This is a genomic window from Roseateles sp. P5_E4 (assembly GCF_054049255.1).
Genome location: NZ_JBFUMS010000021.1, coordinates 1 through 22,468, shown reverse-complemented (window position 1 = coordinate 22,468; position 22,468 = coordinate 1). Strand labels below are relative to the sequence as shown.

The following is a 22,468-nucleotide window of genomic DNA, read 5'->3' as shown; positions in this document are numbered from 1 at the left end:
GCTGCCGCCGCAGGCACTCTAGATGGTTCCGTTTCCGTTGTTGACCAACCCAAACAGAACCGTGATGGATGAGAACCACTCAAACGAGACGAGAGCCTTTGACGCAATCGTTCTAAGCCGCTGGAGGTTCTTGCTGCGAGGCATCGAAGCTGTTCCAGCCGCAGGATTCGCAGACGTTGACGTATGGCGGATCCAAGTCGAGATCGAGCTCATACACGCTCGCCAGTCGATAGGACGCGCACGCGGGACACCGGGGCGGCGCTCCTGCCTCATGTCGCATCACCACCAGACCGATGAATGAGGCGAACGCCGTTGTGGCCTCCAATACGATCTGCGCGTCGTTCCTTGTTGCAGTCGCGGTGTGAGTCAGCCAACTTGCCAACTGCCAGACCTCAGGGCCAGCCTTGTTCAAGTAGCCACGGACGTGCTCGTTCCGCTTACCAGGGGCGAAGTGGGTGGCGAGATGAGTCAACCAACCCTTGAAATCGGCATCCTTCGGCGCTTCAATCCCCTCGCCCAGTGTGACCGATCCGCGCAAAGACTTGGCAACATCGACCAGCGCCTCGCGGCATCGCATTCCGACCGCTTGGAAGTCCTCTGCCTCGGCCGCAGCATCCAGTGCCTCGTGAGCGTTTTCTAACCGCCTCCAGGCCGTACTGAAGCGGTCTTGTTGGCTCTCCGGGCCGGCCTTGGCGTCACGCGAAGCAACACGCGCCATCACTCCGATATGGAACGAAAGGGTGTAGTCGAGGGATGGGAACTCGTGCTGTGAGTACAGGTTCGTCGGTTCCGTGATTACCCACCACCGACCGTCTGCTTCGTTCGTGTGAACGTCCCAAGCGTCATGCCGGCGCCCGAAGACCGTCTCTGCTTTCATCAACTCCAGATGGACGACCCTGACCTTCTTGCGGTTCCGGGCGCGACCCTTGTTGCTCTGCCACTCGACGTATTCCCGTATCCGCTTCAGTTCGTGGTCACGGTCGTCCATCAGAACGCCAGCCTGAATCGCCGCCAACGAGACCGGCCCCGGCAGAGGTTCGTGCTCTTTTTTCTTCGACACGGTGCTCCCTCGCATCGTTTGCCTCGAGGCCGGGCGAGTGTAGGACGGCGTGGGGAACGAGAGCCAAGCACGGCTGCCGCGCCGTTAGGAAGCCGATGGTTAGGCCGTGCTGGCCGTCCGCTTGCAGCTCCTTGACCACCCTCGCCCAGAGCTGGAGGCGTTCTGCGTTGTCCAGGCCCCGGGCAACCGGGCGGCGATCCATCGGGACGCCGTCGAGCACACGACCAACCACGCGGCGAGCCGAAGTAATGAGCATCCAGATGCTGGCGCCCAGCCTATCCTGCACTCATCCAAAATTCCTTCCTTGGGCAGCGTCCTAGCGCCACGGTGCAGATCAGCCTCCTTTTGGCCGAACCTCAAGCGTGCCGGTGGCCAGAAGATGGCCTGGGTCACAAATGCCAAGTGCTTTTTGTTTGCCCGCGAGGCGCGTCAGAGCTTCAGATGCCCATGCACGCCCTCGTCAACGCGCTGGGCCGTGATGGCGCCGAACAGCATCTTGAGGCCGGCGATGGCGCTGCCGTGGCGGTTGTCCCAGTATTCGCCGCTGAGCGCGTCGACGCGCAGTAAGCAGATGCGGGGATCGTCCTCGCCTTGCGTGAACCAGGCCCGCAGCTTGGGACTCCAGAGCCGGTGGATGGTGGCCTTGTCAGTGACCTGCTCGACGCTGCCGTCGAGCTTGAGGTGGCCGCCGTTGTCCCCCTCCTTGAAGAACAGCGTGACGCGCGGATCGCGGTCGAGTTCGATGTTCTTCAGGCTGTCGATCTCGCTGAAGAACCACAGGGCACCGCTGTCGTCGACCTCGATGACGGTCATCGGCCGGGCATGCAGTTGCCGCTTGCCCATGCCGAGGGTGCAGAAAAAGCAGCTGTTGCCGGCCCTGACGAGATCGGTGATCTTCTTCGCGGCGGCCGGGCCACTGAGGTCTTCTTCGGTGCTCACGTCATTGTCCGATGGATAGCTGCGGCTGTCGTCGTCGTGCATGTCGGCTCCTTGGCATTGACTGATCCTGCAGCCTAGACAGCAGGAGGCTGGCGGGTTGTCGGCCGGCGCCACGCGCCGCTGTCGGAAGCTGCCGGCCGCCGGTTCTCCTACAGCAGCTTCGTCCTCGGCTGACGCTGTCGGCATGTACTGCCGCCTAGATTGGGCGTTAGTCCGGTGGTGCCGTTGCGCATGCCGGCTTCAGCCGTCCGCCTCAACCCGTCAAGGAGCCCCCATGCGCACCGCCCAGAAATTCATGAGCGTCACCCTGATGCTTGCCAGTGCCGCCTTTGCCGGCCAGGCCCACGCCCGCTCGGACAAGTCCTTCATGAAGGAGGCAGCTCACGCCGGCGCGGCCGAGATCGAGGCCAGCAAGCTCGCACAGTCCAAGGCCAAGAATGCCGATGTGAAGTCCTTCGCCGATTCGATGATCACCGACCACACCAAGGTGGCCGATGAGCTCAAGGCCCTGGCTGCCAGCAAGAACGTCACGCTGCCCGACGGCCCTTCCGTCAAGCAGAAGGCCGAGATCAAGCTCATCGATGCCGGCGACAACGACAAGTTCGACGAACGCTACGCCAAGACCTTCGGCGTGAAGGCCCATCAGAACACGATCAAGCTCTTCCAGGACGCCGCCCAGAATGCCAAGGACCCCGAGATCAAGGCCTGGGCCGAAAGGACCCTGCCCGGCCTGAGGCACCACCTGGAGATGGCCCAGGCGCTCAGCGTTGCGCCCAAGAAGTAACGCGTCCATTTGCCGCTGCTGAGTGAGGTGCCCATGCCACTCCCTGCTTTGACATCCTGTCGATGCGCATTGACGCTCGCGGCCGTGGTCACCATGGCGCCGCTGGCGGCCTGCCGTTCCGAGCAGCAGCCGCTGCCGTCGGCCAACGCCGCCACCTCGCAGGCTGCGCCGCCGCCGCTGCCGCCACCGTCTTCGCCCGCCTCCTCCTCGCCGCCATCCTTCCCGCCAGCCTCTGGACCGGCGTCCGCGCCGGCATCGAATCCCGTGCGCTGAGCCTCAGATGGCGATGTGGCGCGTGAGCCCGTCCACCAGCGCCTCGAAGACGACTCGGCAGGGCGTGTTCTGGCGCAGGTCCTCGTGCATGGCGACCCAGGTCTCCAGCGGCCAGGCGAACTGGTCGGCCAGCACGCGCTCGAGCACGGGCGCACGCCGCGCCAGTGCGACCTGACACATGCCGATGCCGGCGCCAGCACGCACCAGTGCCAGCTGGGCGAGGTCGGAATCGCTGCGCAGCGCAAAGCTGTCACGGCTGATGCCGCTCAGGCGCTTGGACCCGGCGCGGATGAAGGGCGTCACGGTGTCGAAGCCGATCAGCGTGTGGCCCTGCAGTTCTGCCAGCGTCGCCGGCCGGCCGTGGCGGTCGAGGTAGTCGGTGCGCGCATGCAGGCCCAGCTCAATGCTGCCGATGCGGCGCGCGATCAGCTGGCCCTGTTCGGGCGGCGTCATGCGCACGGCGATGTCGGCTTCGCGGCGCAACAGGTCCTGCAGCTGGTTGCTCAGGGCCAGTTCCAGGACCAGCCCGGGATGAGCCTCGCGCAGCGCAGCAAACACGCCTGCCAGCACCTCGGCCCCGATGATCTCGCTGGCCGTCACCCGCACCGTGCCCCTCACTTCGCTACCGCGCGCCGTCGCCGCCCGTTGCAGCGCGGCCGCCGCGGCTTCCATCTGCTCGGCGTGGCCGCGCAGGGCCAGCGCCGCCTCGGTGGCCAGCAGGCCGGTGGGCGAGCGGGTGAAGAGGGGCTGGCCGAGCGCCTGCTCCAGTGCGGCGACATGGCGCCCGACGGTGGGCTGCGTCAACCCCAGCGCCCGCGCCGCGCCCGACAGCGAGCCCTCGCGCAGCACGCCGAGAAAGGTGTGCAGCAGGTCCCAGGGCAGTGTCGAATCCATGCATAAATGTATATCTACGACACTACCTTCAGCAATTCCCAATCAAGCCGTCACTTCCCAGAATCCGTTCCATCAACTTCTGGGGAACGACATGGAAACAAGCAGCAAGACGGTCCTGGTGCTCGGCGCGAGTGGCGGCATTGGCGGCGAGGTGGCACGCCAGTTGCGCGACACGGGCTGGGTGGTCAAGGGGCTCAAGCGTGGCCTCCCGACGGCGCACGCGCAGAGTGACGGCATCCAATGGCTGCGCGGCGATGCGCTGAACGCGGCCGACGTGCTCGCTGCCGCCCAGGGCTGCGACGTCATCGTTCATGCCGTCAACCCGCCGGGCTACCGCGACTGGGATCGCCTCGTGCTGCCGATGCTGGAGCACAGCATCGCCGCCGCCCGCGCCCAGGGTGCGACGCTGCTGCTGCCGGGCACGGTCTACAACTACGGCCCCGATGCTTTCCCGCTGCTGCACGAGGACGCGCCGCAGCGGCCGGTGACCCGCAAGGGCGCCATCCGCGCCGAGATGGAGGCGCGGCTGCGAGCGGCCAGCGAGACGGGGCTGCGAGCGGCCAGCGAGACGGGGCTGCGCGTCATCGTACTGCGCGCCGGCGATTTCTTCGGTCCGCGGGTCGGCAACAACTGGTTCTCGCAAGGCCTGGTCAAGCCCGACCGCCCGGTGCTCGGCATCAGCAACCCGGCCGCCGCCGGCGCTGGCCATCAATGGGCTTATCTGCCGGATGTCGCCCGCACGATGGTGGAGTTGCTGGAACGACGCGCGACACTGCCCGCCTTCGCCAACTTCCACATGAGCGGCCACTGGGACGCCAGCGGCCGCGAACTGGCCGAGGCCATCCAGCGCGTCGTCGTCGCCCAGGGCGGCAAGCCGCCGCGTATCTCTGCCTTCCCCTGGTGGCTGCTGACTCTCGCTTCGCCCTTCGTCACGACCTTCAAGGAGATGCGCGAGATGCGCTATCTGTGGCGCCAGCCGGTGCGCATGGACAACAGCCGCCTCGTCGCTGCCCTGGGCCGCGAACCCCACACGCCGCTGGATGAAGCCGTCGAGGCGTCGCTGCGCGGCCTGGGCTGCCTGCCTGCCCATTGCACCCGCAAGGGCAAAGGCCAGCCGTAACATGCCTTCCAGCTCATTCGCCGGGACCACACCATGACCTATTGCGTCGCCATGCGCCTGCGTGCGGGCCTGCTGTTCGCCTCCGACACCCGCACCAACGCCGGCGTCGACCACATCGCCAGCTTTCGCAAGATGTACCAGTTCCAGATCCCGCACCAGCGCGAGATCGTCATCCTGACCGCAGGCAACCTGGCGACGACGCAATCCGTCATCTCCGTGCTGAACCAGCGCCTGCATGGCGACGGCGAACACCTGCTCAACGTGCCCACCCTGTACGACGCGGCCGTGCTGCTGGGCCGCACGCTCAAGGAGATCGTCAACCGCGACAGCGACAACCAGCACAACGGCGTGGACTTCGGCGCCAACATGCTGCTGGGCGGCCAGATCAAGGGTGAAGGCCCGCGCCTCTTCCACGTCTACCCGCAGGGCAACTTCATCGAGGCCACCGAGGACACGCCCTACTTCCAGATCGGCGAGAGCAAATACGGCAAGCCCATCATCGACCGCGTCATCCGCTACGACACGACGGCGCTGGACGAAGCCGCCAAGTGCACCCTCGTCAGCTTCGACTCGACCATCCAGTCCAATCTGTCGGTCGGCCTGCCCATCGACATGATCATGCTGCGCGCCAACCAGTTCGAGCAGGCCATGAAGCCGCCCAACCGCATCGGCCGCGACGACCCGTATTTCCAGGCGCTGCGCACGGGCTGGAGTGCCGGGCTCAGGAAAGTCTTTGACGACCTGCCCAACGAGCCCTGGTTCGACGGCTGAGAACTCGTCGCGCCAGCCATCTCGGCGCGCGAAGGTTGACAACGGTGTCCCACTCATTCGCGGCTGTCGAGTCCTTTAACAGTGCGACGACGGGTCAAAAGTCAACCGCAGCAAATTCAGCAACTTAGGGGGCCTGGCCCGATAAATGCTCATTTCTCATCGCGAAGCCAACGCTTCGCGTGAGAGGTGACATATGAAGAAGACTTCCTGGGGCATCCAACCGCAGTGGCTTCTCGCCCTGCTCTTCCCTGCCGGCCTGGCCGCCGCAGCGCCGCTGCCGGTCTACTCGCCGACCTACCCCTCTCCCAACTCCGCCTGTGCCACCTATGGCAACGTCGTCTCCTGTTCGACGACGGTGCTGGACCACCTGGCCGCCAAGGGCTACGCGGGCTTCAACGGCCCCTACAGCTTTGCCGCCAGCCAGGGCGCGCTGATCGACACCATCGTCGTCACCGCCAACAACGGCAACATCCTGAACAACGGCGACCAGCTCATGCCGTCGGAGGATGGCTTCTCGACGAACAACGGCGGCACCAAGAAGTACTTCTTCACCGGCGACGGCAACGACCCGGCGAACAACGGCGGCCTGGCGGGTGATACGCCCTTCAGCTGGGACACCGGCCTGAGCACCCTCAACCAGAAGTTGACCTTCGGCGGGGCCTATCACGAGATGGCCATCGCCTTCGACTTCAACAACCCGCAGAACGACACCTCCAGCATTCCCATCTGGGCGTTGGTCACGGTGCGCGACACCGACGGCAACCTGGGCAACAAATACTTCGAGACCCAGGCGCTGGACCCCAACAACATCTTCAAGGATCCATCGCTGTATTCGTCGGACAAGACCTTCGACGGCAGCGCCATCACGACGCCCGGCGCCGCCGACTTCGCGCTGACCGTTGGCGCGATCTGCGTCGTCAACGCCACGGTCTCCTACCCCTCGCCGGATGGCAGCAACTGCCCGAACGGCGGCGACCTCGTCAAGACCAATCGCGCCTCCAACGAGGTCGAATTCATCAACTACCTGCCCACGCTGGACCTGCAGGGCCTGCAGAGCCAGGGCTATGACACGCTGTCAGTCCAGGTCTGGATGGGCTGCTTCAACACCGGGGTCAGGGGCTCGGGCCCGGCCTTGGAGAACGGCGGATCCGTCGGCCCCTGCGACACCGGTGGCTTTGGCGACATCTTCCTGCTGGCCGGCGCTGAATTGCCGGGCCGCCTGCCCGAGCCCGGCACCCTGGGCCTCACCGGCCTGGCCCTGCTTGGCCTGCTGAAGCGTCGTCGCTAGACCGGACCGAGCACCCGCATCGAGTAGTCGACCGCCCTGACATCCTTGGTCAGGCGGCCGATGGAGATGCGGTCCACGCCGGTCGCGGCAATCCAGCGCAGCTGATCCAGCGCGACGCCGCCCGACACCTCCAGCAGCGCTTGAGCCGAATACGCGGCATTCACCGCCACGGCCTCGCGCATCTGCGCTTCGCTGAAGTTGTCCAGCAGCACGCTGACCGCGCCGGCGTCCAGTGCCTCGTGCAATTGCGCGATGGTTTCGACTTCGATCTGGATGTCCACGCCGGCATTCAGCGCCTGGGCAGCGCGCAAGGCGGGGCCCACGCCACCGGCCGCGGCGATGTGGTTCTCCTTGATGAGGATGCCGGCATAAAGCGCCAGCCGCTGGTTCTGCCCGCCGCCGACGCGCACCGCGTACTTCTGCGCAAGGCGCAGGCCGGGGATGGTCTTGCGTGTGTCCAGGATGGCGCAGCCGCGCGGGTTGGTGCTGGCGCCGGCCACGGCATCAACATGCGCGCGCGTGATCGTCGCCGTGCCAGACAGCAGCTGCAGGAAATTCAGCGCCGGCCGCTCGGCGCTCAGCAGCGCGCGGCCGTCGGCCTCGATGCGGCAGGCGATGCTGTCCGCCACCATCACGGCGCCTTCCTCGTACAGCCATTCAATGCGCGCCGTTGCATCCAGTGCGGCAAACACACCGTCGAACCAGTCGCGGCCGCACAGCACCGCGGCCTCGCGCACGCGCACCTGGGCGGCCACGCGCTTGGCCAAGGGCACGAGCAGCGCCGTCCAGTCGCATTTGCCGATGTCCTCGGCCAAGGCCTCGTGGATATTGCGTGAGCGCGCCTGCGCCAAAGTCTCTTCGGTGGAGAACATCGTTACTCCGCCGGGCCGATGGTCAGCGTGATCTCGCCCAGGCCTTCGATGCGCCCGACGATGACGTCACCCGCCACCACGGCGCCCACGCCGGCCGGCGTGCCGGTGTAGATCAGGTCGCCCGGATGCAGGTGGTAGAGGTGGCTCAGGTTGGAGACGATCTCCGCCTGGTTCCAGATCATCTCGGCCAGGTCGCCGCGCTGCTTCTCAACACCGTTCACGGCCAGCGTGATGGCGCCCTTGTCGAGCGCGCCCAGTTCGCTCTTGCGCACGATGTCGCCGAGGATGGCCGACTGGTCGAAGCCCTTGGCGGTGTCCCAAGGCCTGCCCGCCGCCTTGGCCACCGCCTGCAGGTCGCGGCGCGTCATGTCCAGGCCCGCGGCATAGCCCCAGATGGCGGCGACGGCCGCCTCGGGCGTGACCTTGAACACCGGCGCGCCGATGGCCAGCACCAGTTCCATCTCGTAGTGGTAGTTCTGGGTCTCGGTCGGGTACGGCACCGTCGAGCCCGAGGGCGTCAGTGCCGTGGCCGGCTTGGTGAAGTAGAACGGCGGCTCGCGCGTCGGGTCGGCGCCCATCTCGCGGGCATGATCGGCATAGTTGCGGCCGACGCAGAAGATGCGGCTGACCGCGTAACGGGCGTCCGTGCCGCGCACGGCGGCGCTGGGGATCTCGGCTGGAGGAAAGACGAAATTGCTCATGGCATGGCTTCGACATTGCAGGAACAGCGTGCAGCATACTGGCCTGCCCATCGCACTGCTGCTGCTCGCACTGATGACCGGCTGCGCGACCCGCTCGGCCGTGGCGCCGGTCGGCATTGAGCGTGACGGTCCCCTGCCCAATCCGCCGGCTGACCTCGCCAAGGTACCCGACGCCGCGCCGCGCATCGAGCCCGTGCGCAGCGGCGGCCCCAACAAGCCCTATGAGGTGCAGGGCGAGCGCTACGAGCCCATCACCGGCGACAGCCCTTATGCCGACCGCGGCCTGGCCTCCTGGTACGGCCGCAAGTTCCACGGCCGGCCCACCGCCAGCGGCGAGGTCTACAACATGTATGCGATGACGGCAGCTCATCCGACGCTGCCCATCCCCAGCTATGCCCGCGTGCGCAACCCGGCCAACGGCCGCGAGGTCATCGTGCGCATCAACGACCGCGGCCCCTTCCACAAGGGCCGCATCGTCGACCTCAGCTACACGGCCGCCCTCAAGCTCGACCTGCTGCGCGGCGTGGCGCCGGTGGAGGTGCGGCGCATCACCTATGCCGAGATCCGCGCCGGCAGCTTCCAGAAGCCGGCGGGCGAGCCAGTCTTTGTGCCCGACACGCCGCCCGGCGCGCCGCAGCGCGAGACAACCAGCACCGTGGCGGGCACCGGCCCGAGCGCCTGGTTGCAGTTCGGCGCCTTCGCCAAGCTGGACGGCGCTGAAAGCCTACGCCAGCGCATTGCCGAGGCCGACCTGACGCTGCTGCCGCTGCTGACCATCGTCCGCGAGGGCGGCGTGCACCGGCTGCGCGCCGGGCCCTTCCCGAGCGCCGACGAGGCGCGTGCCACCGCCATTAGGCTGCGCGACGAGAGTGGCGTTGAATCGACGCTGGTCGAGAAGCGCTAGCGGCCTCCAGCCACATCCAGCAAGGCGCCGACCGTGTAGCTGGCCGCATCGCTCAGCAGCCAGACGATGGCCTCGGCGATCTCCTCGGGCCGGCCCAGGCGCTGGATCGGAATGGTCGACACAGCGCTACTCGCGTCCATGCCGCTGGCCGCATGGATGTCGGTCTCGATGATGCCGGGCCGCACGCCATTGACGCGGATGCCCTCGCTGATCAGTTCGCGCCCCAGGCCTTTGGTCAGGGTGTCGATGGCGCCCTTGGTGGCGGCGTAGTCCACATAGATGCCCGCCGAACCGAACTCGGCCGCGCGCGAGCTGAGGTTGACGATCGCCCCGCCTGCGCCGCCCTGCCGGGTGCTCATGCGCCGCGCGGCCTGCTGGCAGCACAGCAGCGTGCCGATCACGTTGACGTCGAAGAGGCGGCGCCACCGCTCGGTCGTCATCGCCTCCAGCCGCGCCGCCGGCGCCACGATGCCGGCGTTGTTGACCAGGCCTGCCAGCCGGCCACCGGCCGCGTCCAGTTGCTCGAACATGGCCGCCACCTGAACTTCGTCGGCCACGTCGGCCTGCAGGGTCAGCGCGCGCCGGCCGAGTCCGTGCAATCTGGCCGCGAGCTTGTCCGCAGCGAGGCTATCCTGGGCATAGTTGATGGCCACGTCCCAGCCGGCCTCGGCGCAACGCAGCGCCGTCGCGCTTCCAATGCCACGCGAGCCTCCGGTGATCAGTACCCAAGCCGACATGGCCGGCATTGTGGCGTTGTCGGAGAAGATGCGCGTCCGGGGACTGTGAACGCTACGGCAATAGGCTGAGTTGTGACCAGAAAGGCTGCGAGCAAGGCGCAAACCGGAGCGGGGTGGGGTACCCGGCGAGGATTTGCAACGCGGCGCGCGGCCTTTCTGGTCACAACCCTGCGGGAAGGCTCGCCGCCAGGGGCCACTCGGCGTTGCACCACTTGCCCGCACATGAGTGCGGGCGGCGTGCTGCGCCTTGCTTGGCCCCTGGCGGCGAGCCTTCTCAGCCCATTGCCGTAGCGTTCACAGGCCCACCTCGCTGCATGGAATTCCTCGACGTCCCGACGGTCCTCAAGGTCAGCGCCCTCTTCAATCTGATGGCGGCCCTGGCCTGGCTGACGCTCGCGCAGACCTTCCGCATCGCGCCGCGTGCCGGCCGGCTGATGGCGGCGGCTCATCTGGTGCGCATCGCCTCGCAGGGCTGCGGCGACTGCATGGCCGGCTGGCCCGGCCTGCTGCGCCAGGCGATTCCCGAGTTCGGCCTGCTGGCCTGCGCCGTGCTGCTGCTGATGGCGCTGCGCCGCATGCTGCGCAGCCGCCAGCGCCCGCGCGACATCAGCTGGATAGGCGGCCTCGGTGCCATCGGCATCGCGCTGGGCCTGGCCAGCGGCTCGGGCCTGGCGCCGCAGGTGGCCAGCACTTTCAGCGTGGCGCTGCTGGCCCTGCTGTCCGTGCGCGAGGTCGTGCGTGGCATCGGCAACCAACTGTCGCGCGTCGTCACCGCCTGCACCACCCTGCCCTTCGCCGCAATGGCAGCCGTGACGCTGACGCACGCCGCGGAGCTGCTGCTCGTGCCGGGCTGGGATGACCACATCCTCAATGGCGAACTGCCGTCGCCGGCGCGCGCGGCGCTGTGGTTCGTCGTCACCGCCGCCATCACCCTCAGCCTGATCGCGCTGATGATCTGGCGCCTCATCACGCGCATCCAGCACCTGACCTACCGCGACCCGCTGACCGGCGCCCTCAATCGCCGCGCCTTCGAGCAGGCGCTCGGCGAGGCCCAGGCCCAGCTGCAACGCGGCCGCGGCTTCGCGCTGGCCATGATAGACATCGACCACTTCAAGCGCGTCAACGACCAGCACGGCCATCAGGCCGGCGACGCGGCCCTGCAGCATTGCGTGCGCGTGTGGCAGGCCTGCCTGCGCGAGGTGGACTGCCTCGGGCGCCTGGGCGGCGAGGAGTTCTGCGCGCTGCTGCCGCTGACCGGCCCGGCCGATCTCGCCACCGCCGCCAGCGTGGCCGAGCGCCTGCGCCACAGCCTGGCCGCTCAACCGCTGCGCTGGAAGGACGTGGAGCTGCCGTTGTCGGCCAGCTTCGGCGTGGCCCTGCCGGTGGCCGATGACCCGCGGGGCGAAGTCGGCATGGCGCGCGCTGACGGCGAGCTCTACCGCGCCAAGGCCGAGGGCCGCAACCGCGTCTGCGTGGCAACGCACCTCGGCGGGATCGCCACGGCATGATCACGCCAGCGCAGACCCAGACGCTGCTGGCCAGCATCATCTTCGTCGCGGCGGCGGCGACCCTGGTGTGGATGGCACTGGCCCTGGTCGCGCGCATCGCGCCGCGGGCCTCTCTGGCGATGGCCGGAGCGAACGCAGCCGCCGCCGGTTCGCTGACCCTGCATGTGCTGCGAGGTGTGCTGCCCGACGCCCTGACCTACTGGCCCGGCGACGTGCTCGCCATCGCCTCCTTCGCGCTGCTCGGCGCGGCGGTGCCGGGCATCACGACGCGGGCGCTGAACTGGAAGCCTGGCGCCGCCGCCGTGGCTGCCACGGCGCTGCTGCTGCTGGCGCTGCCCTATGAAGGCGACCTGCGCTGGCAGGCCCGCATCGTCAACGGTGCCGGCGCCGCGCTGACGCTGGTGGCCGGCGTTGTCGCCTGGCGCAGCCTGGCGCGCTCGGCCGGCGGCCGGCGCACGCCCGCGCCGCTGGCCCTGCCCCTGTTCCTCATCGCGGCGCTGATGGCGGCGCGCGGCCTGGAGACCTTCGTCAACCCCGGCCGCACACCCGACCTGCGCATGCCCACCGGGTTCAACATCGCCTTTCTGTGGACGGCCCTGGTGCTGGCCTTGCTGCAGAACGCGACGCTGGCCTTCCTGGTGCTGATGCGGTTGATCACGCGCATCGAGCGCCTGCTGGAGCGCGACCCGCTGACCGACACGCTGAACCGCGGCGCCTTCGACCGGGCCCTGGAGCGCGCCCACGCCTGGCTGGCGCGCGGCCGCGGCTATGCCCTGGTCATGATCGACATGGACCGCTTCAAGCAGCTCAACGACACCCTGGGCCACGCCGCCGGCGACGCGGCCTTGCGCCTGATGGTCAAGGAGCTGCAGCCCTGCGTGCGCGAGGTGGACCGCTTCGGCCGCCTGGGTGGCGAGGAATTCTGCGTGCTGCTGCCCGACACCGACATCGCCGGCGCGGCGCTGGTGGCCGAGCGCATGCGCTGGCTGGTCAATATGGCGCCACTGCGGTGGCTGGAGCAGGACTGGTCGCTCAGCGCCAGCTTCGGCATCGCCGAAGCCGAACGCGCCGATGCCAGTGGCGGCGCGGTGCTGGCGCGCGCCGATGCGGCGCTTTACCGGGCCAAGGGCCAGGGCCGCAACGTCGTGCAGGCCTGAACGGCAGGCCGCCCCTTGCGGCGGCGCACAGGCATAAACTCGATGCAAACAAGCCCAATGGAATCGAGTGATCGATGACAGCAGCCGGGGGCAGGAGACAGGGAACCGCCATGCGCTTGCGGGTCGCGGGCGTAGCGCAGCTGTTGGTGCTGGCCGCCGGCCTGGCGGCTACCGCCGGGGTCGCGGCGAGTTCCTCCAGCGTCGCCGACCTCGACATCGGCGAACTCGTGCAGGTGCGGCTGTCGCCCTTCGATGTCGCCGCCAACCTCGACCGCGGCTATCGCGCCGCCCACGCCGTGTCCGCCTCGCGCTTCGACGCGCCGATCCACGACCTGCCGTTCGCCATCCAGGCCTTCAACGAGCAATTCATCCGCGACCAGAAGCCGCAAGGCCTGTTCGACGTGGCCCGCTATTCGCCAGGCGTGACCTACCGGAGCAACGACTTCAATGAGGGCAATGCCAACCTGGCGATCCGCGGCTTCGCGGTGAGCCAGGTGCCTGGCGCGTACCAGGTGCTGCGCGACGGCTTCGTCGGCCCGTCGATCTTCGACCTCACCAGCGCCTCGCGCATCGAGATCGTCAAGGGGCCGTCCTCTTTCCTGTACGGCCAGGTGGCGCCCGGCGGCATCGTCAACGTGATCACGAAGAGCCCGCGGCCCCAGCCCTTCGCCGAAGTCGAGGTGGGCGCCGGCAGCTACGGCCGCTACCGGCTCGACGCCGACATGGGCACGCCGCTGCGGCCCGACCTGCTGCTGCGTGTCGCAGCCTCGTTCGACCAGGACATCCACTACTGGCGGCCCTACGACGCGCATGCCACCACCCTGGCACCTTCGCTGCGCTGGACACCGGACCGCCGCGTCAGCGTGACCCTCAAGGCCGAGCAGTACAGCAAGCGCGAAGCCCCGCAGCTGATGCAAAAGCCCGGCTACGGCAGGCAGGCAGGCCTCGTGCCGACCGCGGCCGACCCGAACCGCGCCGGCGTCGACGTGCCCGGGTTGCCGGACGACTGGAACAGCATGTCCGACGTCGACTACCGCCGCAGCGACAGCACGGGCGCCAGCGGCTGGGTCGATGTCGAGGCCAGCGACCACTGGCATCTGCGCGCCGGCTACTCACGCCTGCGCTTCGCCATCGATGCGCTGTTCTCCGGCAACCTCGGCATGTCCGACAACCAGACGTTTCTGCAGGGCCGCCGCCTGCGTCGCCAGACCTACACCAACCAGGCCGAGACGCTGACCGCCGACGGCGTCGGCGTGTACCGCTTCGACCGTGCCAGCCTGCGGCTGCTGCTGGGCGCGCAGTCGCTCAGGCGGCGCTTCGACAACACGGCGGCGCAGGCGCCCAACGACCCGGCCCTGGGCAGCCGCCCCATCGCCTCGCCCCTGCCGCTGTGGGACCTGCGCGACCCATCGACCTGGAACCGCCAGGTGGACATCCCGCTGTCGGCGTTGACCGAGAACCGCGCCGACCGCAGCCTGCACCAGACGGACCGCTCGGCCTATGCCGGCGCCACGCTCGGGCTGCTGGACGACGACCTGCTGCTGCTGGCCGGCCTGCGCTACACCGCCGCGCGTGCCCGGGTCGACGACCGGATCACCGCTGCATCCCAACCCTTCTCCACGCATGAGCTGACGCCGCAGTACGGCGCCCTGCTGCGCCTGGCGCCCGAGTGGTCGCTGTTCGCCTCGTTCGCACGTTCCTTCGTGCCCGTCGCGCAGATACTGAACCGGCCCGACGGCACGCACGCACCCGCCCTGCCGACGCGCGGCAGCGGCTGGGACCTGGGCGTCAAGGCGGAGCTGCTGAACGGCCGCGCCACGGCCACGCTGACCGCCTTCGATCTGCGCAACCGCAACGCCGTCAACGACCTGGCGCAGACCGACAGCTCGGGCAACGTCGTCATCTACAACGTCCAGAGCGGCCAGCAGCGCTCGCGCGGCATCGAGTTCGATGCCACCTTGCTGCCGGCCGCGGGCTGGCAGATCTACCTGGCCTACAGCCGCACCGCCGCCCGCATCCTGGAGTACAGCGGCAACGACGCGGCCCTGCTGTCGCGCGATCCGGCGACGCTGAATGCCGCCGAGCGCATCAACTACAAGAGCGCCCAACTGCTGCACGGCGCGCGGCTGCAGATGAGCGCGCCGCATCTGTTCAACCTCTGGGCGCGGCATGATTTCTCCGGCGGCCTCTACCTGGCCGGCGGGGCCCACGTCGTGCGGGACCAGACGCTGTTGCCCGAGGGCCCGGCGGCGGCGCGGCAGAGCTATGCGCTGATCGACGCCCTGGCTGGCTACGCGTGGCTGGACGGCGGGCGCCGCATGTCGATCGAGCTGTCCGGCAAGAACCTGCTCGACCAGCACTACCACCCCTCGCAGAGCACGCGTTCGCGGCCCCGGGAGTGGCTGCTGGCTTTGAAAGCGGCCTGGTGAGGGCCGCCGTGCGTTTCGGACGCTCCGTCGCGCTGGCGGTCCTGGCCTGGGCGCTGAGCGGCCTGCCGGCCGGCGCGCAGGCGCCGCTGGTCGAGCGGCAGTCCCGCGTCGAGGCCGCGTTCATGCGCAACTTCGCCCGCTACGTCACCTGGCCGTCGCGGGCCTTTGCCGACGGCACCATGCCCTGGAACGTCTGCACCGTCGACGAGAACCACTTCGACGCCTCCCTGGAACAAACCTTCCAGGGCCGGCTCGAACAGGGCCGGCCGTTCACCGTCAGGCGCGCCGTGTCGCCCGAGGCGCTCGCCAGCTGCCACATCGTCTTCGTCGGCGCCATCAGTTCGTCGGCGCGCCGGGCGGCACTGGCGCAGCTGAGCGGCCTGCCGGTCCTGACCGTGGGCAACGCGCCCGAGTTCCTCAGCGAGGGCGGCGTCGTGCGCCTGCTGCCCGGCGAGCACATCGAGATGAGCATCAATCTCGACCAGGCACGCCGGGCCTCGCTGGGCATTCCGGCCAAGCTGCTCGAAGTGTCCAGCGAAGTGGTCGAGCACGGCAGCCTGCGGAGGCTCCGGTGAACGCCGCGCGGCCGCGTCGCATCCGCAGCGTGCTGATGCTGTCGCTGCTGGTGGCGGCGGCGCTGGTATTCGCCGCGGGCGCGGCCGGCCTGGTGCTGGTGCAGCGCCTGACCCTCGAACAGCGCGCCCGCGCCCAGGTCGAACCCATGGCGCAATTGATCGCTGTCGGTGCCGAGGCGGCGGTCGCCTTCGGTGACGCGCGGCGCGCGCAGGAGATCCTGGACTCGCTGCGCCCCAACCCGCTGGTGCTGTCGGCCGAGTTGCGCCTGGCCGACGGGCGGCTGCTCGCGCAGCTGCGCGCGCCGCAGGCCGTCGAGTGGCCGGCTGCAGCGCCGGGCGGCGGCAGCGAGCCGGGCTTTGCACTGGCAACCGGGCTCGGCGCGGCCCGCTGGGTGCAGGCGCTGGACGGCGATGCGCGCCTGGTGCTGGTCACCAGCCTGGCCGAACTGCAGCGGCAGAACCTGGCCGCCATGGTCGCCTTCGGCGCTGCGCTCGTGCTGCTGGGGGCCGCGGTGATGCTGGGCCTGCTGTGGGCGCTGCAACGCTCCATCGGCCGGCCGCTGGCCACGCTGGCGGCGGTGGTCGACGAGGTGCGCGTCAGCGCCGACTACGACCGCCGCGTGCCGGTCGAAGGCGCCGACGAGCTGGCCCGGCTGGGCGAGGGTTTCAACGCGCTGATGGGCGCGCTGCACGCGCGCGACGCCGAGCTGCGCCGCCAGCACACGGCCCTGGAAGACACCGTGGGCCAGCGCACCGCCGAGCTGAGCCACGCGCGCGACGCCGCCGAAGCGGCCAGCATCGCCAAGAGCGCCTTCGTCGCCAACATGAGCCACGAGATCCGCACACCGATGAACGCGATCATCGGCATGTCGGGCCTGGCGCTGGAAGGTGCGCTACCCCCCCGCGAGCGCGTTCACATCCAGAAGGTCAACCGCGCGGCGCGCTCGCTGCTGACCATCCTCAACGACATCCTCGATTTCTCCAAGATCGAGGCCGGCAAGCTGGTCGTCGAGACCCTGCCCTTCGACCTGCCCGAGGTGCTGGACAACCTGGCCTCCATGATGGGCCCGCAGGCGCAGGACAAGGGGCTGGAGCTGCTGTTCTCGGTGCAGGGCGACCCGCCGCGGCAGTTGCTGGGCGACCCCGTGCGCCTGGGCCAGGTGCTGCTCAACCTGACCGGCAACGCGGTCAAGTTCACCGATCACGGCCAGGTGCAGGTGAGCGTCGAGACGGTGAGTCGCGAGCGCGAGCGGGCGGTGCTGCGCTTTGCGGTCAGCGACACCGGCATGGGCATTTCCGATGAACTCAGGCAGCGCCTGTTCGAGCCCTTCGAGCAGGCCGACGCCGCAACCAGCCGCCGCCACGGCGGTACCGGGCTGGGGCTGGCGATCAGCCGCCAGCTGGTGCGGTTGATGGGCGGTGAACTCGAAGTCGACAGCTCCGCCGGCGGGGGCAGCCGCTTCTCGTTCATGCTGAGCCTGGCGGCACTGCCCGAGGCGACAAACGCCCAGTCCGCCGCCGGCCTGCACGGGCGGCGGGCGCTGGTGGTCGTTGCGCATGCCGCGGCACGCCAACTGCATGCCGCGACGCTCACTCAGGCAGGGCTGCAGGTTGACTGCGCCGCCAGCGGCGCCGAGGCGCTGGCGCGGCTGTCAGAGGACGCGGCGCAAGGCTACGGCCTGGCCGTGCTTGAGCATCCGCTGGCCGGCCTGGACCCGGCGAACTTCGCGCGCCGCCTCGCCGCCCAGGCTACGGGCGGCTCGCCGGCCCTGGTGCTGCTGGCCGAGGCGGGCCGCCAGGACCCACCCACCGCGCTGGCGGCGGCCACCGTGATGGTGGCCAGGCCGGTGACGCCCTGGTCGCTGCTGGACGCCTGTGCCCAAGCATCGGGCCTGGGCGGCGAGCACGCCGCTACCCCGCTGCCACCGCGGCTCGACGTGCGCCTGGACGGCGCACGCGTGCTGCTCGTGGAGGACAACGAGATCAACCGCGACCTCGCCGCCGAATTGCTCGGCCGCATAGGCGTCGCCGTGGACATGGCCTGCAATGGCCGCGAAGCCCTGGAGCGGCTGGCCACGCACGACTACGACGCCGTGCTGATGGACTGCCAGATGCCGGAGATGGACGGCTTCGAGGCCACGCAGCGGCTGCGCCAGCAGCCGCGCTGGCAGGACCTGCCCATCATCGCCATGACCGCCAACGCGATGCTGGGCGACCGCGAGAAGGCGCTCGCGGCCGGCATGAGCGACCACGTCGCCAAGCCGATCAACGTGGCGCACCTGTATGCCACCCTGGCACGCTGGGTGCGCCCCCGCGCGCCGCTGGTTGGTACGGTGGTCAGCGAGGGCACCGCGGCCGCCGCGGCCCTGCCCACACCGGGCATCGACATGGCCGGCGCCCTGGGGCGCCTCGGTGGCGACGCCGCCCTGCTGCGACGTGCCCTCGGCGGCTTTGCCGAGAAATACCGCAGCTTTGAACAGGACTTCGATGCCGCGCGCAACGCCGGCGACGCGGCGGCCGGGCGCCGCCTGGCGCACGACCTTCAATCCCTGGCCGGCACCTTTGGCATGGACGGGCTGCGCGAAACCGCGCTGCGGCTGGAGCGGGCGTGCATCGCCGGCATCCATGGCGCCGCGGTCGATGCCGCACTCGCCGAAGTGATCACCGCACTCGCGCCCGCGATCTCTGCCAGCGGCTCACTCTGCGCCGCGCCGCCGCTGGCCTGAACGCCGCGATCAGCGAATCTTCAGGGACCGGCGCGACGGACGGCAAACAGCAATGTCAGCAGCAGTGTCTTGGCTTTCATTCGGCTTGCGCAGGAACTGAAGGCCGCGAGATTGCCACAGACAAGGCCCGTGCTGCGCGCATAGTTCCGCTGCCAACTACACACCCCTTCCATGGACCTCGATCCCAAAGACCTCATCGACCAGGCCGCCGAAGCCGCCCAGGAGGCCAGCACCGCGCGCCTGAACGCGGCTGTCGCCATCACGGTGGCAGTGCTGGCCACCTTCATGGGCATCTGCAAGGTCAAGGACGACAACATTGTGCAAGGCATGCAGCAGGCCCAGGCCGACAAGCTCGACTACTGGGCCTACTTCCAGGCCCGCACGATCCGCGCCGACGTGGCCGAGTCCAGCGCCACCCAGCTCGAGCTGGCCAAGGGCGGCGCGCCGGCCGCGCAAGCTGGCGATTACGACAAAGCCATCGCTGGCTACCGCGCCAAGGCGGCCGATCAACTCAAGAAGCGCGACGAACTCAAGGCCCAGGCCGAGGCAGCCCAGACCGCTTACGAGACGCTGAACCGCCGCGACGACCAGTTCGACTTGTCCGACGCCCTGCTCGCCATCGCCATCGCCCTGCTGGCCGTGACGGCGCTGACCCGGCTCTGGCCGCTGTACTTCGTGGCCCTGCTGCCCACCTTCTTCGGCGTGCTGATGGGCGTGGCCGGCCTGATGGACCTGCCCATCCATCCCAATATGCTGTTCCGGTTGCTGTCGTAGCGTTTGCTGCTTGAGCAGCGAGAGATGCGAGACGGCCCTTGCGGGACGCCGAGCGCCGCGCAGTTTTGGGCTTGGGCTGCTTCAGGCTGATCTGAGTCATTCGTGGGCCGATGCACGAGCGGCAACATCCACGAAAACCCGTCATTGGGTGCCGCTGGCCCCGCCCGGCGGCTTCAAGCAGGGAACCGGTCGCTCGACCGCGGGGCAGACCACGCACTGGTACCAACACCCGTTTTGATCAAGGTCACAACCTATCCGCTCCCGCTGTAGCAGGCTTGCTATTGATCGGATGGTTTTGCCTACAATCGCGCGCCAAAGAGTACGCCCTACGCACGTGATGCGGCCGGGCTTGATTGCGAATCTCAACAGGGGAGGGTCCATGAAAAATGGGATGCGTGCGAGTGCGCTGTTAGCTGTGGCTTGCTGCAGTCTGATCACGGCCTGCGGCGGTGGCGGCTATGAAGCCCCGCTGGCTGCGAAAGCTGCCGCTGTCGGCGCCGAGCAACCTACGCGACGCGCGCTGGCTGCGGGCGACATGACCGGCGGCCTATCGGTGCCGGTCTACGACAGCGTGGTCTATGACAACAAGGACACGAGCGCCCTCCAAGCCAGCCTCGGGCTCCGCAAGATCTACGTCTGGCCCCAGAAGCGTTTGGACGAACCCAAGTGGGTGGGCCACGAAACGTGGGTGGACACGGACACGCCTCCGCCCCGGCTATTGGTTGATGCCGATGCGGAAGCTGTCCGGCAGATTGGCCGCGACTTCTGCGCTAGCCCGTCCTATGGACCCAGTGCTGGCGTCAACACCCTGGTGATCGACATCGAGTGGCACATGCAGTACTGGGTGGATGAGCTGGCCACCACCCTTGACCAGGCCAAGATCACTCAGGCCAGGCTCAACTTTGACAACTACCAGTTGCTCGTCAAATGGGTGCGCGAAGGCATCAACGAGAACGCGCAGTGCCGGGCCAACCTCCAGTTCGGCATGTATGGCATGCCGAACGCCATCAACGCCGACTGCCTCCCCGCCATCGACCAGGACACCGACGCCAGCAACGATTCCTACAGCGACAAGCTGTGCAAAGGGCACCGGGCAGGCAACCGCACGCTGAAGAACGCACTGCGCACCAGTGTCGATTTCGTTGCGCCGGCCCTGTACTTCGACTATTCGCCCAACCACACCGACTACCAGGCGCTCTGGGAGGCGAAGAACACGCAGACCCTCGAGCTGGCCCGCGAATGGCAGCTACCCGTCATCCCGTTCGTCGGCACGCGCTGGTTCTCTGATGGCGAGTTCGACAGCCTCTGCCGCGTCAAGCTCGGCATCACCGACGACGAAATCAAGCTGACGGATGCCAATCGCACCATATGCCGGACGACCCACGGCCTGGTCGACTACAAGGAGCGGCTGCTGCCCGCCGAGGTGTTCCGCACCTCGCTGCAATGGACCGCGGGGCAACACGTGGGCGGCATCATCCTCTGGGACGCGGATGACTTCTTCACGGCTCAGGAGCAGCAGGAGAACCCGCAGCTCGCCAACTACGGCTGGTTCAACGTGCTCAAGGCCTGGATGGCCCCCGACCTGGAGATCAGCTACGACAAGTGGGTGAACCCGGCCAGCGTGGACCTCGGCGCGCACACGATTGGCGCGGCACCCGAATATGCCGACTTCAAGTTGACCAACAAGAGCCTCTCGACGGCCGCCACCGGACTGGCGTTCGCCATCGGAGGCGCCAACGACTGGGTGGTCACCGACAACAGCTGTGCCACCATGCTCGGCACCCAGGGCAGCTGCAGCTTCCGCGTCAAGTTCCAGCCGGCACAGACGGGCGCGCGCCAGGCGGCGCTGACGCTCAGCCATGCCAAGGGCGCCTTGGCGCCGGTGTCCCTGAATGGCACCGGGGTTGTGGCGGCGCAAGTGACTTCGGCCAGCTTCGACGTTGCTAGCATCCGGGCGGGCAACACGGTGACCTTCAGCTGGGCCGCCCAGAACGCCGCCTCGGTCGACGTCAGCTGCACCAACGGCTTCGCGGCGACGGGCGTTGGCGCCAGTGGCAGCATCCCCGTGCCGGTGACCGTCGTCGGCACGCTGACCTGCACCGCGACGGCGAAGAACACGCTCAATACACCGGCCACGCGCAACGCGAACCTGACCGTCGATGCAGCGCAGGCGAGCCTGCACCTGTACGTCGGCGGCCTGGTCGACTACCCCACCGTCAACTGGCTGAACCAGGAACTCAACTCGACCACCGGCTCGGATCTGTTCGCACTGAAAAACACGAACACGGTGGCGGCGGCGACCGGTGTCAGCGTGACGGCGCCGGCCGGCTGGCAGCTCTACGAAAACAACTGCACCAGCGGCACGCTGGCGGCCAACGGTGGATCGTGCACCTTCCGCCTCCGCTTCCTGCCGACCCAGGCGCAGCCCTACTCGGGACAGCTGGGGCTGACCCTCAACAACGGCACCGCCCCCACGGTCACCCTGATCGGCGTAGGCGTGCAGGCGACGCTGCACCTGTACGTCGCCGGCCTGACCGACTACCCCACCATCAACTGGGGTAATCAGGTGATCGGCTCAGGCACCGGATCGGACATGTTCACGCTGAAGAACACCAGCACCACGACGGCGGCCACTGGCGTTAGCGTCACGGCGCCGGCCAGCTGGGAGCTCTACGAGAACACCTGCACCAGCGGCACACTGGCGGCTAACGGCGGTTCGTGCACTTTCCGCATCCGCTTTCGTCCCACTGCGGCGCAGCCCTACTCGGGGCAACTGGGCCTGAGCCTCAGCAACGGCACGGCTCCGACAGTCAACCTGATCGGAGTGGGCGTGCAGGCGAGCTTGCACCTCTACGTCGCCGGCCTGACCGACTACCCCACCATCAACTGGGGTAATCAGGTGATCGGCTCAGGCACCGGATCGGACGTGTTCACGCTGAAGAACAGCTGAAGAACA

The 22,468-nt window shown here is 68.4% G+C and carries 19 protein-coding genes; 13 read left to right on the top strand and 6 right to left on the bottom strand.

The features are described 5' to 3' along the window. Positions 1–112: 112 nt before the first annotated feature. On the bottom strand, positions 113–1,060 hold the full coding sequence (locus tag ACXJLH_RS28045; protein ID WP_457447698.1) for a hypothetical protein: 948 nt from the start codon (positions 1,058–1,060) through the stop codon (positions 113–115). A 429-nt stretch (positions 1,061–1,489) separates the two neighbouring features. Then, positions 1,490–2,041 carry a pyridoxamine 5'-phosphate oxidase family protein gene (locus ACXJLH_RS28040; protein WP_457447696.1) on the bottom strand — a complete coding sequence of 184 codons (552 nt, stop codon included), beginning with the start codon at positions 2,039–2,041 and terminating at the stop codon, positions 1,490–1,492. Positions 2,042–2,273: 232 nt separating this feature from the next. Between ACXJLH_RS28040 and ACXJLH_RS28035 the strand changes: the two genes are divergently transcribed. After that, on the top strand, positions 2,274–2,783 hold the full coding sequence (locus ACXJLH_RS28035; RefSeq protein ID WP_457351084.1) for a DUF4142 domain-containing protein: 510 nt from the start codon (positions 2,274–2,276) through the stop codon (positions 2,781–2,783). A gap of 62 nt (positions 2,784–2,845) precedes the next feature. Continuing rightward, the gene (locus ACXJLH_RS28030) at positions 2,846–3,082 is read left to right on the top strand and encodes a hypothetical protein (protein ID WP_457447694.1); all 237 of its coding nucleotides are present in this window, start codon (positions 2,846–2,848) and stop codon (positions 3,080–3,082) included. On the opposite strand, the gene ACXJLH_RS28025 is transcribed toward ACXJLH_RS28030, so the two are convergent. Next, entirely contained in the window at positions 3,060–3,950 is an 891-nt protein-coding gene (locus ACXJLH_RS28025) for a LysR family transcriptional regulator (RefSeq protein WP_457447692.1), read from the bottom strand. The two genes, ACXJLH_RS28030 and ACXJLH_RS28025, sit on opposite strands and share 23 nt — an antisense overlap. 91 nt (positions 3,951–4,041) lie before the next feature. Here ACXJLH_RS28025 and ACXJLH_RS28020 point away from each other — a divergent pair, with 91 nt between their 5' ends. The 3 genes from ACXJLH_RS28020 to ACXJLH_RS28010 all read left to right on the top strand — a co-directional run bounded on the left by ACXJLH_RS28020 (position 4,042) and on the right by ACXJLH_RS28010 (position 7,129). Next, positions 4,042–5,070 (top strand): NAD-dependent epimerase/dehydratase family protein, encoded by a 1,029-nt coding sequence (locus ACXJLH_RS28020; protein ID WP_457447690.1) that lies wholly within the window; start codon positions 4,042–4,044, stop codon positions 5,068–5,070. 33 nt (positions 5,071–5,103) lie between these two features. Then, on the top strand, positions 5,104–5,841 hold the full coding sequence (locus tag ACXJLH_RS28015) for a proteasome-type protease (protein ID WP_056191944.1): 738 nt from the start codon (positions 5,104–5,106) through the stop codon (positions 5,839–5,841). Between the two features lie 193 nt (positions 5,842–6,034). Beyond that, positions 6,035–7,129 (top strand): PEP-CTERM sorting domain-containing protein, encoded by a 1,095-nt coding sequence (locus ACXJLH_RS28010; RefSeq protein ID WP_457447688.1) that lies wholly within the window; start codon positions 6,035–6,037, stop codon positions 7,127–7,129. Here the strand turns inward: ACXJLH_RS28010 and nadC are convergent. Beyond that, complete coding sequence (gene nadC, locus ACXJLH_RS28005; protein ID WP_457447686.1) at positions 7,126–8,001, bottom strand: carboxylating nicotinate-nucleotide diphosphorylase; 876 nt, start codon at positions 7,999–8,001, stop codon at positions 7,126–7,128. The two genes, ACXJLH_RS28010 and nadC, sit on opposite strands and share 4 nt — an antisense overlap. 2 nt (positions 8,002–8,003) lie before the next feature. Beyond that, positions 8,004–8,702, bottom strand: a complete 699-nt coding sequence (locus ACXJLH_RS28000; RefSeq protein WP_457320549.1) for a fumarylacetoacetate hydrolase family protein — start codon at positions 8,700–8,702, stop codon at positions 8,004–8,006. A gap of 28 nt (positions 8,703–8,730) precedes the next feature. Here ACXJLH_RS28000 and ACXJLH_RS27995 point away from each other — a divergent pair, with 28 nt between their 5' ends. After that, positions 8,731–9,606 (top strand): septal ring lytic transglycosylase RlpA family protein, encoded by an 876-nt coding sequence (locus tag ACXJLH_RS27995; RefSeq protein ID WP_457447684.1) that lies wholly within the window; start codon positions 8,731–8,733, stop codon positions 9,604–9,606. On the opposite strand, the gene ACXJLH_RS27990 is transcribed toward ACXJLH_RS27995, so the two are convergent. Beyond that, the gene (locus ACXJLH_RS27990) at positions 9,603–10,343 is read right to left on the bottom strand and encodes an SDR family oxidoreductase (RefSeq protein ID WP_457447683.1); all 741 of its coding nucleotides are present in this window, start codon (positions 10,341–10,343) and stop codon (positions 9,603–9,605) included. The two genes, ACXJLH_RS27995 and ACXJLH_RS27990, sit on opposite strands and share 4 nt — an antisense overlap. A gap of 314 nt (positions 10,344–10,657) precedes the next feature. Between ACXJLH_RS27990 and ACXJLH_RS27985 the strand changes: the two genes are divergently transcribed. From ACXJLH_RS27985 to ACXJLH_RS27955, 7 genes are all read left to right on the top strand, one after another. Further along, on the top strand, positions 10,658–11,851 hold the full coding sequence (locus tag ACXJLH_RS27985; RefSeq protein ID WP_056191933.1) for a GGDEF domain-containing protein: 1,194 nt from the start codon (positions 10,658–10,660) through the stop codon (positions 11,849–11,851). Next, on the top strand, positions 11,848–13,008 hold the full coding sequence (locus ACXJLH_RS27980) for a GGDEF domain-containing protein (protein ID WP_056191931.1): 1,161 nt from the start codon (positions 11,848–11,850) through the stop codon (positions 13,006–13,008). Before ACXJLH_RS27985 ends, ACXJLH_RS27980 begins: the two co-directional genes overlap by 4 nt. 110 nt (positions 13,009–13,118) lie before the next feature. Then, positions 13,119–15,437, top strand: coding sequence for a TonB-dependent siderophore receptor (locus ACXJLH_RS27975; protein WP_457447681.1), 2,319 nt, complete (start codon positions 13,119–13,121; stop codon positions 15,435–15,437). Between the two features lie 8 nt (positions 15,438–15,445). Then, on the top strand, positions 15,446–16,012 hold the full coding sequence (locus ACXJLH_RS27970) for a YfiR family protein (protein WP_457351101.1): 567 nt from the start codon (positions 15,446–15,448) through the stop codon (positions 16,010–16,012). After that, positions 16,009–18,738: a response regulator gene (locus ACXJLH_RS27965; protein WP_457447679.1), complete on the top strand. Its 2,730-nt coding sequence runs from the start codon at positions 16,009–16,011 to the stop codon at positions 18,736–18,738. The genes ACXJLH_RS27970 and ACXJLH_RS27965 overlap by 4 nt, the downstream gene beginning before the upstream one ends. Positions 18,739–18,909: 171 nt before the next feature. Continuing rightward, positions 18,910–19,512 (top strand): DUF4337 domain-containing protein, encoded by a 603-nt coding sequence (locus tag ACXJLH_RS27960; protein WP_457447677.1) that lies wholly within the window; start codon positions 18,910–18,912, stop codon positions 19,510–19,512. Between the two features lie 379 nt (positions 19,513–19,891). Then, complete coding sequence (locus ACXJLH_RS27955) at positions 19,892–22,462, top strand: COG1470 family protein (protein WP_457447675.1); 2,571 nt, start codon at positions 19,892–19,894, stop codon at positions 22,460–22,462. Positions 22,463–22,468 lie beyond the last annotated feature (6 nt).